Genomic DNA, 15946 nt, shown 5'->3' with positions numbered 1-15946 from the left:
ACAATTCATTGTTCTGATAGAACGCATCGACCTGGCGGATACATCCAGACGCGCTTCTCTGGCCAACATCTCGGCGCATCGGCTGGTGCCGGTCTGAGCTGGTGCCCGCCGGGCTATGATGCGATCGTCAGCGGGCGCGCCAAGCCCACCCAAGGCTAACGCTTTGCAGTCGAATATCAGCGGTGCATGACACGCGCTCGTCCTTGTTTTCTATCGAACAGGCGCAAACGAAGCCGTCGATGGGGAAGCTCCCGATGTCGCGTTTGCAACACAGTGCGGCCGGGTTTGCCGACAAAGCTATGTGCTTCCAATCCCGCTATTTTTTGCGCTTGCGCGCGGCTGGCACGGTCATTGCTAAACTCTTGGCCGAGCACCGTCGCGCTAACTCTCAAAGGATATCAGCATGAGCTTCGCTAGGACCGAAAGCACCGAGGAGATTAAGGCCCGCAATAAGGACCTCATCCAGGAGGTGCTGACGGTCTATCCCGAGAAGACTGCAAAACGGCGGGCCAAGCACCTGAACGTTCACGAGGCAGGGAAAGCGGATTGCGGCGTTAAGTCCAATCTCAAATCCATCCCCGGCGTGATGACGATCCGCGGCTGCGCCTATGCAGGCTCCAAGGGCGTGGTCTGGGGGCCGATCAAGGACATGATTCATATCAGCCATGGTCCGGTGGGGTGTGGCCAGTACTCCTGGGGATCGCGGCGCAACTATTACGCGGGCACGACCGGTATCGATACGTTCGTGACCTTGCAGTTCACGTCCGACTTCCAGGAAAAGGACATCGTGTTCGGCGGTGACAAGAAGCTCGTCAAACTCATCGACGAGCTGCAGGAGCTGTTCCCGCTTAACAACGGCATCACCATCCAATCGGAATGCCCGATTGGCCTGATCGGCGACGATATCGAGGCGGTATCCAAGGCCAAGTCGAAGGAATATGGCGGCAAGACGATCGTGCCGGTCCGCTGCGAGGGCTTCCGCGGCGTCTCGCAGTCGCTCGGGCACCACATCGCCAACGATGCCGTGCGCGATTGGGTCTTCGACAGGCTCACGCCCGAGAAGTCCCGCTTCGAGTCGACGCCATACGACGTTGCGATCATCGGAGACTATAATATCGGCGGTGATGCCTGGTCGTCTCGAATCCTGCTTGAGGAAATGGGCCTACGCGTCATCGCCCAGTGGTCCGGAGACGGGTCGCTGGCCGAGCTCGAGGCCACGCCCAAGGCGAAGCTCAACATCCTGCATTGCTACCGCTCGATGAACTACATCTCCCGTCACATGGAGGAGAAGTTCGGCATTCCGTGGTGCGAATACAACTTCTTCGGTCCGTCAAAAATCGCGGAATCACTGCGCAAGATAGCGGGCTATTTCGACGACAGCATCAAGGAAGGAGCCGAGCGGGTGATTGCGAAATACCAGCCGCTTGTCGATGCGGTCGTCGCAAAATACCGCCCCCGCCTGGAAGGCAAGACCGTGATGCTGTTCGTCGGCGGATTGCGTCCACGCCATGTGATCGGCGCCTACGAGGATCTCGGCATGGAAGTCGTCGGCACCGGCTATGAGTTCGGCCACAACGATGACTATCAGCGCACCGCCCAGCATTACGTCAAGGACGGCACGCTCATCTACGATGATGTCAATGGCTATGAGTTCGAGCGCTTCGTCGAGAAGATGCAGCCCGACCTGGTCGGCTCGGGCATCAAGGAAAAATATGTGTTCCAGAAGATGGGGGTGCCGTTCCGGCAGATGCACTCCTGGGACTATTCGGGTCCGTACCACGGTTACGACGGCTTTCCGATCTTCGCGCGCGACATGGACATGGCTATCAACTCGCCCGTGTGGAGGAAGACCAAGGCGCCCTGGAAGGCTGCCCTCGAACCGAGGCTCATGGCTGCGGAATAGCTGGCCTCTCCGCCGTCTCTTCAGAGACGTCGAGCCGACATTGACCACGATCTTCAAGAGGATTCCCACGAAATGGCGCAGAATGCAGAACACGTGCTCGATCATGTCGAGCTGTTCCGCGGTCCGGAATACCAGCAAATGCTGACCAACAAGAAGAAGATGTTCGAGAACGCTCGAGATCCCGCGGAGGTCGAACGCATCAGGGAATGGTCGAAAACGCCCGAATATCGCGAAAAGAACTTTGCGCGGGAAGCTCTGACGATAAATCCGGCCAAGGCTTGCCAGCCGCTCGGTGCGGTGTTCGCCTCCGTTGGATTCGAGGGCACGCTGCCCTTCGTGCACGGCTCCCAGGGCTGCGTCGCCTATTATCGCAGCCATCTGTCGCGGCACTTCAAGGAGCCGAGTTCCTGCGTCTCTTCGTCGATGACGGAAGATGCTGCAGTGTTCGGCGGCCTGAACAACATGACCGATGGGCTCGCCAACAGCTATAACATGTACAAGCCCAAGATGATCGCGGTCTCCACGACCTGCATGGCGGAGGTGATCGGGGATGACCTCAATGCCTTTATCAAAACCTCCAAGGAGAAAGGATCGGTCCCGCAGGATTTCGATGTGCCGTTCGCGCACACGCCGGCCTTCGTCGGCAGCCACATTACGGGCTATGACAATGCGCTGAAGGGTATCCTTGAGCATTTCTGGGACGGCAAAGCCGGGACAGTACCGAAGCTCGAGCGCGCTCCCAACGAGAAGATCAACTTTATCGGCGGCTTTGACGGCTACACCGTTGGCAACACCCGTGAAATCAAGCGCATCTTCGATTTGATGGATGTCCAGTACACCATCCTCGCGGACAATTCCGATGTGTTCGATACGCCGACCGACGGCGAGTTCAGGATGTATGACGGCGGCACCACGTTGGAAGACGCCGCAAACGCGGTTCACGCCAAGGCGACGATCTCTGCGCAGCAATGGTGCACGGAAAAGACGCTAGCGTTCATCGCCGGCCATGGCCAGGAGGTCCTTGCTTTCAACCATCCGGTCGGCGTCTCCGCGACCGACGAGCTCCTCATGGCGTTATCGCGCATCACCGGCAAGGAAATCCCCGAGGCGCTGGCGCGAGAGCGCGGCCGCCTAGTCGACGCGATCGCCGACTCCAGCGCGCATATCCACGGCAAGAAATTCGCGATCTACGGCGATCCAGATCTATGTTATGGGCTAGCTGCCTTCCTGCTCGAACTGGGCGCCGAACCGGTCCATGTGCTGTCTTCGAACGGCAACAAGGCCTGGCACGATAAAATGCAGGCGTTGTTTGCGAGCTCGCCGTTTGGGCAGAATTGCCATGCCTATCCAGGGCGAGACCTCTGGCACATGCGCTCGCTGCTGTTCACGGAGCCCGTCGACTTCCTGATCGGCAACACGCATGGCAAATATCTGGAGCGCGATACCGGCACCCCGCTGATCCGCATCGGTTTCCCCATTTTTGATCGGCATCACCATCACCGCTCTCCGCTGTGGGGCTATCAAGGCGGCATGAACGTTTTGGTGAAGATCCTCGACAAGATCTTTGACGAGATCGACAGGAAGACCAGCGTTGCAGGTACCGACTATAGCTTTGACATCATTCGTTGATGACGAAAGACACTTGAGTCATCGCCGGCAAACATCGGCGATAGCTTAAGCGTGCGATGGCTGATCTCACGTAATCGCGATTGAGAGGAGAGACCGATGAGTTCGCTTTCGGCCAGAATCCTGGACGTCTTCAACGAGCCGGGCTGCGCCAAGAACGCCGACAAGTCGGACGCTGAGCGCAAGAAGGGCTGCACCAAGCCACCTAAGCCGGGCAGTGCGGCCGGCGGGTGCGCCTTCGACGGCGCCAAGATTGCGCTGCAGCCCTTCACCGACGTGGCCCATCTGGTGCACGGACCCATCGCCTGTGAGGGCAATTCCTGGGACAACCGCGGTGCAGCTTCGTCCGGGGCCAGCATCTGGCGCACCGGCTTCACCACTGACATGAATGAAACCGATATCGTGTTCGGCGGCGAGAAGCGACTTTACAAGGCGATCAAGGAGATCCTGGCGAAATACGATCCGGCAGCGATTTTTGTCTATCAGACCTGCATTCCGGCCATGATCGGCGACGACATCAATGCCGTCTGCAAGGCGGCTTCTCGGAAGTTCGGCAAGCCGGTGATTCCGGTCAATTCGCCAGGCTTCGTAGGGTCGAAAAACCTCGGCAACAAGCTTGCGGGCCAAGCATTGCTTGATCATGTCATCGGCACCGAAGAGCCGGACCACACCACGCCTTGCGACATCAACCTGATCGGCGAATACAATCTGTCGGGCGAATTGTGGCAGGTCAAGCCGCTGTTGGACGAGCTCGGCATCCGCATTCTCTCCTGCATTTCCGGGGACGGGAAATATCGTGAAGTTGCCTCATCTCATCGGGCGCGCGCCGCCATGCTGGTGTGTTCGAAGTCCATGATCAATGTGGCGCGCAAGATGCAAGAGCGCTACGGCATCCCGTTCTTCGAAGGCTCGTTCTACGGTATCCAGGACTCCAGCGATGCACTGCGCAACATTGCACGCGTTTTGGTCGCGCGCGGGGCCCCGGAAGATCTGATCGGCCGTACCGAGGTGGTCATAGCGCGGGAGGAGGCGAGCGCCTGGGCGAAAATCGGATCCTACAGGCCCCGCCTGGTCGGCAAGAGGGCACTCCTCATCACAGGTGGCGTGAAATCCTGGTCCGTGCTCGCCGCGTTGCAGGAGGCCGGCCTCGAGCTGGTCGGCACCAGCGTCAAAAAATCCACAAAAGAAGACAAGGAGCGCATCAAGCAGCGGATGGGACAGGACGCCCATATGATCGACGACATGGCGCCACGCGACATGTACAGGATGCTGAAGGCCGCAAAAGCGGACATCATGCTCTCCGGCGGCAAGTCGCAATTCGTCGCGCTGAAAGCGGCGATGCCCTGGCTCGACATCAACCAGGAGCGCTCTCATGCCTATATGGGCTATTTGGGGATCGTGAAGCTCGTCGAGGAGATCGACAAGGCGCTGTTCAATCCGATGTGGGAGCAGCTGCGCCGGCCGCCCCCATGGGACGATATCACCAAGGATGGCCAGCCCACGCGCTTGGCCCTTGCGCAGGGCAACGGACAGGCCGCCGACACCGCAACAACCCCGGCTCTTGTGGAGGCGAGCCGCCGCGCGAAAAAGGTTTGCCTCTGCAACAAGGTCGATCGAGGAACGATCGAAGATGCGATCCACGTGCATGGTGTGACGAGCGTTGAGGGTGTCAGAGAGCACACGGACGCATACGGCGGTTGCTGCAGGAGCCGGATCCAGGGCATCCTTGAGGCGATGTCGGTCTCGCAGCCGCCTGCCATGCGGCAGGCCGCGGAATAGGGCGGCGTCATGGCTCTCGTCAGCACGCCGAGCAAGGCCTGCATGGTCAGCCCGCTGAAGATGAGCCAGCCCATCGGCGGCGCATTCGCGTTCATGGGCCTGCGCGGGGCGATGCCGGTTCTGCACGGTTCGCAAGGCTGCACGTCTTTTGGGCTGACGCTGTTCGTGCGGCATTTCAAGGAGCCGGTCCCGCTGCAGACCACCGCGATGAGCGAGGTGACAACCGTGCTCGGCGGGTTTGAAAATATCGAACAAGCCATCCTCAACATCCACCATCGAACCAAGCCGGCGATCATCGGGATCTGCTCGACCGGGGTAACGGAAACGAACGGCGACGATATCGACGGCACCATCAAGCTGATCCGCAAGAAGCATCCGCAACTCGCCACATTTCCCCTGGTCCATGTCTCGACGCCCGATTTCAAGGATGCGTTCCAGGACGGCTGGGAAAAGGCAGTGGCGCGCATGGTCGAGGTGCTTGTCAGGGCGCCGACGATCGGGGCAGAGCGCGATCCCGCGCGGGTGAATGTCCTGCCCGGATGTCACCTGACGCCCGCGGACCTCGATGAGGTCAGGACGATTCTGGAGGATTTCGGGCTCAAGCCACGCTTCCTGCCTGACCTGGCGGGATCGCTGGACGGGCATATCCCCGAGGAGTTTACGTCAACGACCATCGGCGGCATCGGCATTGAGGAAATTGCCAGCATGGGCCAGTCCGGCTGGACCATTGCCATCGGTGCGCAGATGCGGCGGGCGGCAGAAGCCATGCAGACCAGGACCGAGGTGCCGTTTCGCCTGTTCGAGCGATTGTGTGGTCTTATCCCCAACGACGAATTCATCGCCTTCTTGAGTGAGATCTCCGGCCGCCCTGTACCAACCAAATACCGGCGTCAGCGCGGACAGCTCGCCGATGCGATGCTGGACGCCCATTTCCATCTGGGCGGCCGTAAGCTCGCGATCGGTGCCGAGCCTGATCTCCTGTTCGACCTGTCCAGCATGCTGCACGACATGGGCGCGCAGGTCACGGCGGCCGTGACAACCACGCCCTCGCCGGTGCTGGAGCGGATAAGGACCGACGAGGTGCTGATCGGCGATCTCGAGGATCTGGAAGAGCGCGCCCGGAGAGCGAATTGCGATCTGCTGGTCACGCATTCGCACGGCCGCCAAGCGGCGGAGCGGCTCAAGATCCCGTTTCATCGCGCGGGATTTCCGATGTTCGACCGCCTTGGCGCAGGACACCAGCTGTCCGTTGGGTATCGCGGCACGCGCGATTTGATCTTCCAGATCGCCAACCTTCTCATCGCCGACCGCGAGGAAAATCATAAGCCCTGCCCCGATAGCTGGCGGGCCTCAACCCCGCCTCTCAAGTCCGGACGCAGCTTCACTGACGCAACAGAGAGGTCGATTGCATGAAGGTCGCATTCGCTACCCAGGACTTGAGGCGCGTCGATGCGCATTTCGGCTGGGCCAAGAATATTGTCGTCTATGACGTCGAGCCGGACGGGCACGTCTTTCTGAAGGCGCTGCAGTTCGACGGCGATCTTTCGGAAGACGGCAACGAGGATAAGCTCGCGCCCAAGATCGAGGCGATCAAGGATTGCGCCATCCTCTATGTCGTTGCGATCGGCGGCTCCGGTGCTGCGCGGGTGGTGGCGAATAAAATACATCCCATCAAGGTGAACAAGCCGGAGAACATCCTGGAGCTGCTCGAAAAGCTCCAACGAATGCTGAAGGGGACGCCACCCCCCTGGATCCGCAAGGCCCTGGCGAAGGCCGGGGAGCGCAGGTTCGATTTCGAGGAATGAGGATCACATGACTGAGGCCGCAGAAGCGGGGCAACCCGATACTGCTCTTGATGCGCCGTTCGTCAAGCAGCTGGTCAAGATCTGGCGCGCTGAGGACAGCCATGGGGCTTGGGAGGGCAAGAGCGATCTCGACTTGCTGGACCCCTATATCCTGGACAAGGAGAAGCGGCACACGTTGCCGATCGTGGGCGATCCAGATCCAGACACGGTATGGCGCGTGGAGCTGTTCTTCAATGCGGTCGCGCTCTCGATCGAGAAGGCAACCGGCGTGATGATCCAGCCGATGCTGAAGATGCATCATGAAGGCTTTGGCCGCATGGTGCTGATCGGAGGCCGCCTGATCGTCGTCAACAAGCAGTTGCGCGATGTGCATCGCTTCGGGTTCGAAAATCTTGCGAAGCTCGCCGCCGAGGGTGACAAATATGTCGCAGACGGGACCCGAATGATCCGGAAATTTCCGGACGCGGCGAATTATTGAGGGCGGGACATGAGCGAACTTGAAATGCTGAAGGCAGACATCAAGAAGTTGTCAGCCAAAGCGACGCAGGCCAAGATGGATCTGCACGACCTGTCAGAGGAGCTACCGCTCAACTGGCACTCGATCATGGCGGTGGCGCAAAGAGCGCATGAGGCGTTTGCCGAGCTTGAGAAAAAGCGCGAGGATCTCAAGGCGCAGGAAAGGGCGTAAAGGTATACAAGCATGTCATTTGCAACGCGCGACGGCCGCGGCTGGATGCCCGATTATCTCGTCTCGATCGATTCCGGAAAATGCATCGGATGCGGACGCTGCTTCAAGGTCTGTGGTCGCCATGTCATGATATTAAAAGGGATCAACGAGGAGGGCGATCTTGTCGAACTTGACAGCGACGAGGACGATGAGATCGAAAAGAAGATCATGGTGATGAATGATGAGGGCGCCTGTATCGGCTGCGGCGCCTGCGCCCGGGTCTGTCCGACCAACTGCCAGACTCACGCGCCCGCCGCGGAAGGGGCTTGACGGCCGCCTCCGTTCGTCTGTGCAGGACAAGGACGGACACTCCGTGCGAAGGCGCGCGTGAGAGAATTCCGGCTGCCGCAACTTCACGCTGCGCGTTAGGCGGCGCAACTCGGCGAAAGCCGCGGACAATAACTCAGCCGCTTCGATGAGCATCCGAACACACGAACATGCCCATCTCCCCGACGAAGACCTGATGACGATGTCCGGTCGGGAAAGATCGCTCACTTCAGGTGGGAATGATCAATGGGCGAGCGAAAGAGACGGCGAGGACTTACCTCAACGAAGGGCTTGCGAAGCGAATGGGACAATGGAGGTTGTCTTCATGCGTGGCGTGGATGGCACTACCGCCGTGGTCGTCGTCTCGCCGCATTTAGTAGCGGGACCACTTGATGCTCGGGCTGAAGCTCGCGGTGGCCGGGCGACGGCGGAGTCTTTGCGCAGATCGCGCTCAGAACTCGGCAACTGCCTCTGACGTGGTACTCGCGGCAGAATCCACCAACGGACTAGAAGAATACTGATGTCGACACCAAGACGTTCAGGGCATGTCCGGTTTGGCGCGTGTAGGTAATGGTTGTCGGGTTATTGATGTATAGCAGGCCCAGGGTTGCATAGACGCCCGGCGCCAGCCGCGCGGTGTATCTGCCCCAGATCGCCGTGCTATCGCGATGGACGAGATCGCCCTTAGCCAAGGCCGCATCGACTGCAAAGTGGCTCCAAGCGATATTGGTGGCAGCAATGGCAATCTGATCACCTGGCCGGCTGCTAAATAGTCCTTTCGCATAAAGACGAAGCTCGAGATAGCGGCTGACCTTGTTGACGTCAGACGGAGCGTACATGGCGGAGAACCCACCATAGATACCCCGAGCGGGCGAACCCTGGGCATCAGATTGCCAAAACTGCCGGTCCACTGCTAAGTAATAGGCGCTGTTTGCGTTGGCTCTCGGTTGGCTCGGATCCGCCAAGTTCGGATAGTGGCTGTCGTTGAAACCGATTCCAGCCCGCAACCAGGTCTCGGGCGATCCCTCAGTCGCCTTGGCCTTGTATCCAAATTCATCAAGCAACAAAATGCCGGCATTGGCCGTGCGCCAGTTCAAGCCGGTGGGGTTTTCGCTCATGTGCGCCAATTGGCCATCCGGACTGACCGAGCGCTGGACCGAAATCTTGTTGTAGATGCGATCATCAAGATTGTACCTCACGTTGAGAGCCGGGGCCGGCGCGGAATTGTTGCTCATTCCAGCTTGGGACAAGATGACCGGCGTCGGCCCGAACGGATTCATTCCCAAGAATTCGTCATGATTTCGGAGGTAACCCATCTTGAGTTCGAGCTTCCCGTCGAAGAACGTCTGGTAATAGGCGATTGTATTGATTCCCACCCGATCTGGCCCGGCAGGCTTCCAGGTCCAATATTGTTGCTCGGCCCCTACGGTTATCTGACCATCAGCAATTCCAAATCGGCCGAGATCGTAGGTCACGATCATGGAATTTACGGTACCGAATGTCGGACTCTCGCCAATATACCGCTGATTGAAGATGGTGCTCTTGGCTGCATTCGGCATTCGGTTGTCGATTAAGGTGTTTTGCGTCCAGCCCACGTAGCCGATCCCGAGATCCGCCAGCGCGGACCTCACCCCGTCCTTGTCCTGATCGATCGTATCCGCAGGCCCGGGAATATTGAGCCAAATGCCTTTCTCACGCAGGTTATCGAATTTCGCGAATGGGTCGATCTTCTCTGGGAGCTTAGTCCCAGCAACTTTGTCCGGACGATCATGCCTCGATGCAGGGTCATTGATCGGTTGTGCCGGCGCCGAGCGGGCGGCGAGAGGCGCTGTTCGTTTGAGCCGACCGCTTCGGATGCTGATGATCGCGCCGCTCTGCTTTTGAATTGCTGGTCCAGGAGCCTCACTCGGCGCCTCGCTCCTGGTGTCCGATGCTTTCTCAGCACCTGCCAAAGCCGAGCCGCAGACGAGACTCGCCGCAAAGGATGCGGCGACGGCAAGCCCGGTCTGCCACATCGTTGATCGAGGGCTGAAGACCGGAGCCGCAGCCGAGCGAGTGCGGACCCTCATCGCCACGCCCACATCCGGCGCGAGATTCCCCTCCTTGTTGCCGGCCTTGATCGAGTGTGCGCCGACCAGATTGGTCCGGAGCTCACTCGCAAAGCCCGGAAGCTGCTGCGTCAGAAAGCGCGACACGGACGTCCATGAGAAGAGGGAGATCGCGGTCGGAGAAGAGTTCATCGCAGCAGGCGCCGGGAGTGGACATTGTTCAATGCCGACAGCGGACCACGCTCGTGAATGCTGTAAGAGCAAACGAGCGGAAGAGTCTGCGTCGGCGGGATCTTTGACGTCTCTGGGGAGCCTTAAGCGACCTAAGCGGGTGGCTCCTTGGCGGGCTTGATGCGCATCGAGCTCAATCGACCATCGGTGCTGACGGGCACCTCGCCAGCGACGGTGGCACGGCGAACGACACGACGCTGGTCGCCGTAATCCCTGACCGCATAATGTTGCGTGGCGCGGTTGTCCCAGATCGCCACATCGCCCACCTTCCAACTCCACCGCACGGTGTTTTCGGGCGCGGTGATGTGGGACTGGAAAAGGGTGAATAGCCTCTGGCCATCATATTTCGGGATGCCAACCAAGCGTTGCACCACGTCGCCGAGCACCAGCGCGCGTTCTCCGGTTTCGGGATGGACACGCACGACGGGATGCTCGGTCTCATAGACCGTCCTGGCGAACACCTCGTCGAGATGCTTTTTGTCGGCCTCGCTGTTGGCCATGACGGAGTAGTCGAACGCATTGCTGTGAACCGCCCAGAGTTCGTCGGCAAGCCGTTGCAGCGGCGCGGACAGGTCCAGATAGGCGGTCCCGGTGTTTGACCAGATCGTATCGCCGCCAAACTGTGGGATCACAACGCCTCGCAGGACCGCGATTTTGGGATAAGCCTCGAAGAAGGTCCCGTCGCTGTGCCAGAGGTCGGCTCGGCGAGGGGGGCGCGCGGAATCAAGCTCGATCATCGATACCGTTCCCTCGATGGCACCGAGTATCGGATACGCCATAAGCGTTCCGAAACGGAGGGCAAAGCGCTCCTGCTCTGTATTGTCGAGATGGCTCTGATCGCGAAAGAAGAGAACCTTGTGCTCGAGCAGCAGGCTGTTGATGGCGGTCATCGTCTCCGCCGGCAAATCGCCCGACAGCTTGATGTTCCTGATTTCAGCGCCGATCCGCGCCGCGCGCTTTGCGATATCGGCTTGCGGAATGATACTGTCGATCGAGGATATCTTGGTCATGCTGGCATTCTCCCGAAAATCATCTCGTTCGCAAAACCAACCTTTTGGGCCGGGAAGCGAATGAGTAAGTCGCAGAATCGGACGGCACATGCAGGCGGCATCAAATTCCGCTGCTATGGACCCGTTGCTGCGCGCTTCGCGCGATATCAACGAGATCACGTGTGACCTACACGACGCTGATTTTCCGGCCGTTTGACATGCCCGGTCACCTCGGACAATTGCAAAGATTGGTAGTTGACCGAGACGCAAGCCTATCCACGTTCACGCGAGATCGACGACGGAATGCTGCTGTCAGGCTCGTTGTATCCGCATGGGCCACGACTCCGCAGGCGGGGCATTAGAAGAGCTGAGGATTCTCATTGTATTACCTGGCCGCTGGCGTTTGAAGATGTCGCATTGGCGCAAGTAGCGATACAGTGCGCCATTCCCAGCGAATATGGTCTTCATGAGATGCGTGTGGAGCGAGTACCACGAGCAAGCATTGCCGACACGACGGTGTTTCTCGATCGCGTGCTATTCCTTGGCGAGAAGGGTAAATGCATGCGGCGGTGAGCCGGATCATGCAGACGCCGCACAAGAACCGCGGATCCAGCTTTTGATGGTTCGGATCTCCTTCTGGCCCCGGCCGTTGGATGATGTTCAACACCAGCCAAAGCGACGTCGGGAACGTAACGGGCGCGACTTGCGACAACGCCGGTTGTTGGACCGCCGCAACCGGCTCTAGTTGTGCGCGCGAAATCGAATTGCGATGGGGTTTTAGTGGGCGGCAGCGTCGCCCACAGCGCGCTCGCGAACGATGCCGGCCACAACCGAGAATAAAAAGGCCCGCACGGCGGAGCCCCGTGCGGGCCTTCCTGGAATCGGTCAATCTGGTTACCTCCGCCAGTCTGGACCGACCCAAGCTCGCTGGGAGGCCTGCAAAAGCTGGACGTCGTCAGGCGGTGCAGGAGTTCTGCACCTTTCTATGCGCGAAACCGAGAGGATAGCTAAGGTCGGCGGCGATTTAGCTGGCCGCCTGACAGTCCGCTTTAGAGTATGAGATGGAGAGGATGAATGGGCTCCCAGGACACGCATAGATCAGTGAGGCGGCCGAGAAGGGACGACGCCTGCTTCGCAAACCGGTTACGCTGGCGGCCGTCGCTGTTCGCTTCTTGGCTGAATAGCTCAATGACCGTGTCCCGTTCGTGATGGGTCGTCGAATTCAACCCGCCGTGAGCTTCGAAATCGCGCGGCTTTGTGGCCACACCTTCGCATCGACCGATGAGGAGGAGCGCCTCGATCTCCAGCGGCTTGGTGGTGTCGTGCTTGGCTGCAATCATGAGAATGATCCCTCTAGCTAAGACAATGCCTCCCGTTCCGGTGGCGCGATACGCGATGCAAATTGCTTGCCGAATGGAATGTGGTGCTTGACCGGATAATCCAAAAAGGGCGTGCAGGGTATCGCAACGCCTCGCAAGCCCTCCGTCAGGGAACCCTACAGCCTACCCTGCAGTAACCGAGGCGAGAATGAGAAGCGTACGCATTGTGACATGTGAGGCGAATTTGCACGGCCCACCTTTGTCTAAGAGGGTGGAGGACTTTCAGACTCTAACCCTCAGACTAGAGGCGTTCGGATCGCTCAGGTCAGCCCTGTCCTTCCGCCGTATGATCGAGGATATGAGCGTCCGCAATTTTTTGCCGCCAAATCAGAATGCCCGGGGGTCGTCTAGACGCTAAGACGTGCTCACTCAGTTTGTAACAACCGCGTTACGTGCACCCGCATGAACGCCTTGCGCACCAGTCAACTACCAACCTTAGCAATTGATTGTTTCAGCGAACCCATGGCAATCGTGGGGCATGACGCTGCGCATGTCATGCGTCTGGGGAAATAGCAATGAAATTTAAGTCTCTGCGCGCGAACGAACCTGATGGACATGTTGACTGGCCGTCTGCAACAACCAGGGTCACTTCAAGCGCGAGCTCTTCTTTATTACGGAAAGCCATGATGGACGTTCCGTCGCGATCGCCGAGCGGGCGCGCGACGGCCTGCTTTCCGATGACTGGGATCCCTCGAAGGAGAAATCTTCCCGAGAGCAGAACGCCATGTATGAGAAAAGGCGGAAGCCGTATGGTGGAAGAGGCGAGGCGTTCCCGGTCGTCTAAGAATGCCAGGCTGATTGGTCCGACCAACTGCCGCTGTCGGCATCGAGCGTCTCGCTTGGCGAAGGGAGATCGATCGAGGATCGGTGATCCGTCGTGGCTTTGCAATGCTGCGGCTAATTCAGATAGAGCCGGCTTACGCGGTGAGCATGGTCACATTGGGTTATGACCGGCCCAGCTGACAAACGTCCTAGCGCGATGCGCGCAGTACTTCCGTTCGTGTTCCGTCGTTGGCTGCTCGAGCCCTACCGCGCCGCCATCGTGGTCATCGGCTTTGTTGGGTCATCGGTTGTCGACCTGTTCATGCCGGTCTACTCCGGCCACATGGTCGACGCATTGACGCCAGGCCCTTACGACCAGGCGGCACGACATGCAGCGCTCGTTGCCTTCGGCAGCATCCTTGCGATCGGGCTGGTATCGATTATCCTGCGCCTGGTAGGCTTGCAGGCGATCGTGCCGTTCACGCTTAACACGACATCGGACGTGGCGCGCGCGGCATTCATGCGCGTCCAGCGCTTCTCGACCGACTGGCACGCCAACTCTTTCGCCGGTTCGACCGTGCGGGATATCACGCGCGGCATGTGGGCGATCGAACAGATCAATAACACCATCCTGATGGCACTGCTGCCCTCGTTCAGCGTGCTACTCGGCTCGATGCTCCTGCTCGGCGTGCGCTGGACCTCGCTCGGCGTGGTGATCGCGCTCGGTGCGGCGTTCTATGTCACAATAATCGTGCTGTTCTCGATGCGCTATATCTCGCCCGCTGCCCGTGTCTCGAATGCCGGGGACACCAAGGTCGGCGGCATGCTGGCGGATGCGTTGACTTGCAACGCGGTGGTGAAGTCGTTCGGCGCCGAAGCACGCGAGGATGAGCGGCTTGCCCGCATCATCAAACGTTGGCGCGTGCGCGTGCGGCGGAGCTGGCTGCGCTATAATTACAGCGCTGTGTCGCAGCTTTTGCTGCTGCTGTGCCTGCGCGCGTCGGTGATCGGCGGCTCGGTGCTGCTGTGGATGTCGGGGCACGCCTCGCCGGGCGACGTCACCTATGTGCTGACGAGCTACTATATCGTCCACGCCTATTTGCGTGACGTCGGCATGCACGTCAACAACCTGCAGCGGTCGGTCAACGATATGGCGGAGCTGGTCGCGATCCATGACGTGCCGATCGAGGTTGAGGATGCACCGGATGCGGGTCCGATCCTGATCGAGGGCGGCGAGATCGTGTTCGACGACGTCACCTTCCACTATGGCGACCATCGCGCGCCACTCTATGAGGGGTTGTCGGTCTGCATCCGTGCCGGCGAGCGCGTCGGCCTGGTCGGTCGCTCCGGTTCCGGCAAGACGACATTTGTCAAGCTGGTGCAGCGGCTCTATGACGTCTCCGGCGGCCGCGTGTTGATCGACGGGCAGGATGTCGCGTTAGTCACGCAGCAATCGCTGCGCAGCCAGATCGCAATCGTGCAGCAGGAGCCGATCCTGTTCCACCGCTCGCTTGCCGAGAACATCGCCTATGGCAAACCAGGCGCCAGTCTGAAGGCGATCGAGCAGGCCGCGCGGCTTGCCAACGCGCACGAGTTCATCGTGCGCCTTCCGAAGGGCTACGGCACGCCGGTCGGCGAACGCGGGGTCAAGCTCTCTGGCGGCGAGCGGCAGCGCGTGGCGCTGGCGCGCGCGTTCCTGGCCGATGCGCCTGTCCTGATTCTGGATGAGGCGACCGCGAGCCTCGATTCGGAGTCGGAAGCGCTGATTCAGCAGGCAATGGAGCGGCTGATGAAGGGACGGACTTCGATCGTGATCGCGCACCGGCTCTCGACGGTGCGCGGCCTCGACCGCATTTTGGTGTTCGATCGCGGCGACGTCGTCGAGCAGGGCACGCATGTTGCACTTTCCAAGCGACCCGGCGGAATCTATCGCGGGCTGTTCGAGAGACAGGTCACCGAGTTCAGCCATATCTCGCGGGCAGGCTAACCCGCAGGGATCATAGAATTGATATCTCAATCGTTTGCGGCGAGGTGGCTGGGGGGCGAACCTCAAACCGCCGCAATGCTGGTCCCGGGATCGTCTGTCGACTGAGCTTCACGCAGCTCGCGCATTTAAGACAGCTGTTTCGCCCGATGCAAGTATTAACCTACCTGGCTGGATCGTCGGGTGTCCTCCAGATCAGCGGTTTGAGATTAAAGCTGCTGGCCGTTGGGATGGCGCGGGCATGGCGAAACCGCTGAATCTTCGCGAACGGTGCTTGCCTGTATTTGGAGCGATGTTTCAGGTCGACAGGCGGGCCGAGCGATTCGCGTCAGAGCGGCGCGCGTAAGTCACTGGCGAACGCGCGGGCGGGAGCAGATGCCCAGGCGAGAGCCAGGGCGGTACTTGCAAGTCTCCCCACCATGCCGGCCCTTGCTAGTGGTTGTATT

Annotated in this window: 12 protein-coding genes; 9 read left to right on the top strand and 3 right to left on the bottom strand. The window is 59.7% G+C overall.

Annotation, left to right across the window (positions count from 1 at the left end; all coding sequences use genetic code 11):
* The first annotated feature begins 403 nt into the window (after positions 1-403).
* The 8 genes from nifD (at position 404) to fdxB (ending at position 8110) form a co-directional block, all read left to right on the top strand.
* Positions 404-1903 (top strand): nitrogenase molybdenum-iron protein alpha chain, encoded by a 1500-nt coding sequence (gene nifD, locus JJB99_RS32085; protein ID WP_200496143.1) that lies wholly within the window; start codon positions 404-406, stop codon positions 1901-1903.
* A gap of 72 nt (positions 1904-1975) precedes the next feature.
* Positions 1976-3532 (top strand): nitrogenase molybdenum-iron protein subunit beta, encoded by a 1557-nt coding sequence (nifK, locus tag JJB99_RS32080; RefSeq protein WP_200496142.1) that lies wholly within the window; start codon positions 1976-1978, stop codon positions 3530-3532.
* 96 nt (positions 3533-3628) lie between these two features.
* Positions 3629-5308 carry a nitrogenase iron-molybdenum cofactor biosynthesis protein NifE gene (gene nifE / locus JJB99_RS32075; protein WP_200496141.1) on the top strand — a complete coding sequence of 560 codons (1680 nt, stop codon included), beginning with the start codon at positions 3629-3631 and terminating at the stop codon, positions 5306-5308.
* Between the two features lie 9 nt (positions 5309-5317).
* Positions 5318-6721, top strand: coding sequence for a nitrogenase iron-molybdenum cofactor biosynthesis protein NifN (gene nifN / locus JJB99_RS32070; protein WP_200496140.1), 1404 nt, complete (start codon positions 5318-5320; stop codon positions 6719-6721).
* Complete coding sequence (gene nifX, locus JJB99_RS32065) at positions 6718-7113, top strand: nitrogen fixation protein NifX (RefSeq protein ID WP_200496139.1); 396 nt, start codon at positions 6718-6720, stop codon at positions 7111-7113. Before nifN ends, nifX begins: the two co-directional genes overlap by 4 nt.
* 7 nt (positions 7114-7120) lie before the next feature.
* Entirely contained in the window at positions 7121-7591 is a 471-nt protein-coding gene (locus tag JJB99_RS32060; protein ID WP_200496138.1) for a NifX-associated nitrogen fixation protein, read from the top strand.
* Positions 7592-7600: 9 nt separating this feature from the next.
* The gene (locus tag JJB99_RS32055; RefSeq protein ID WP_200496137.1) at positions 7601-7801 is read left to right on the top strand and encodes a CCE_0567 family metalloprotein; all 201 of its coding nucleotides are present in this window, start codon (positions 7601-7603) and stop codon (positions 7799-7801) included.
* 12 nt (positions 7802-7813) lie between these two features.
* Positions 7814-8110, top strand: coding sequence for a ferredoxin III, nif-specific (fdxB, locus tag JJB99_RS32050; RefSeq protein WP_200496136.1), 297 nt, complete (start codon positions 7814-7816; stop codon positions 8108-8110).
* 503 nt (positions 8111-8613) lie between these two features.
* On the opposite strand, the gene JJB99_RS32045 is transcribed toward fdxB, so the two are convergent.
* From JJB99_RS32045 to JJB99_RS32035, 3 genes are all read right to left on the bottom strand, one after another.
* Positions 8614-10302: a carbohydrate porin gene (locus JJB99_RS32045; RefSeq protein ID WP_246775067.1), complete on the bottom strand. Its 1689-nt coding sequence runs from the start codon at positions 10300-10302 to the stop codon at positions 8614-8616.
* Between the two features lie 176 nt (positions 10303-10478).
* Positions 10479-11396, bottom strand: a complete 918-nt coding sequence (locus tag JJB99_RS32040; protein ID WP_200496135.1) for a TauD/TfdA dioxygenase family protein — start codon at positions 11394-11396, stop codon at positions 10479-10481.
* 1028 nt (positions 11397-12424) lie between these two features.
* On the bottom strand, positions 12425-12715 hold the full coding sequence (locus JJB99_RS32035; protein WP_200496134.1) for a hypothetical protein: 291 nt from the start codon (positions 12713-12715) through the stop codon (positions 12425-12427).
* A 985-nt stretch (positions 12716-13700) separates the two neighbouring features.
* On the opposite strand from JJB99_RS32035, the gene JJB99_RS32030 reads away from it, so the two are divergent.
* Positions 13701-15503, top strand: coding sequence for an ABC transporter ATP-binding protein (locus tag JJB99_RS32030; protein ID WP_200496133.1), 1803 nt, complete (start codon positions 13701-13703; stop codon positions 15501-15503).
* Positions 15504-15946 lie beyond the last annotated feature (443 nt).

The sequence above is a fragment of the Bradyrhizobium diazoefficiens genome, assembly GCF_016616235.1.
GTDB lineage: Bacteria > Pseudomonadota > Alphaproteobacteria > Rhizobiales > Xanthobacteraceae > Bradyrhizobium > Bradyrhizobium diazoefficiens_H.
This window is presented reverse-complemented; position numbering and strand designations above follow the sequence as displayed.

Bases quoted from the DNA above. Each gene is read 5' to 3' on its own strand.
- nifE (WP_200496141.1), top strand. From the start codon at position 3,629: ATGAGTTCGCTTTCGGCCAGAATCCTGGACGTCTTCAACGAGCCGGGC.
- nifK (WP_200496142.1), top strand. From the start codon at position 1,976: ATGGCGCAGAATGCAGAACACGTGCTCGATCATGTCGAGCTGTTCCGC.
- nifD (WP_200496143.1), top strand. From the start codon at position 404: ATGAGCTTCGCTAGGACCGAAAGCACCGAGGAGATTAAGGCCCGCAAT.
- JJB99_RS32055 (WP_200496137.1), top strand. From the start codon at position 7,601: ATGAGCGAACTTGAAATGCTGAAGGCAGACATCAAGAAGTTGTCAGCC.
- JJB99_RS32060 (WP_200496138.1), top strand. From the start codon at position 7,121: ATGACTGAGGCCGCAGAAGCGGGGCAACCCGATACTGCTCTTGATGCG.
- JJB99_RS32030 (WP_200496133.1), top strand. From the start codon at position 13,701: ATGACCGGCCCAGCTGACAAACGTCCTAGCGCGATGCGCGCAGTACTT.
- JJB99_RS32040 (WP_200496135.1), bottom strand. From the start codon at position 11,396: ATGACCAAGATATCCTCGATCGACAGTATCATTCCGCAAGCCGATATC.
- nifX (WP_200496139.1), top strand. From the start codon at position 6,718: ATGAAGGTCGCATTCGCTACCCAGGACTTGAGGCGCGTCGATGCGCAT.
- fdxB (WP_200496136.1), top strand. From the start codon at position 7,814: ATGTCATTTGCAACGCGCGACGGCCGCGGCTGGATGCCCGATTATCTC.
- JJB99_RS32035 (WP_200496134.1), bottom strand. From the start codon at position 12,715: ATGATTGCAGCCAAGCACGACACCACCAAGCCGCTGGAGATCGAGGCG.
- nifN (WP_200496140.1), top strand. From the start codon at position 5,318: ATGGCTCTCGTCAGCACGCCGAGCAAGGCCTGCATGGTCAGCCCGCTG.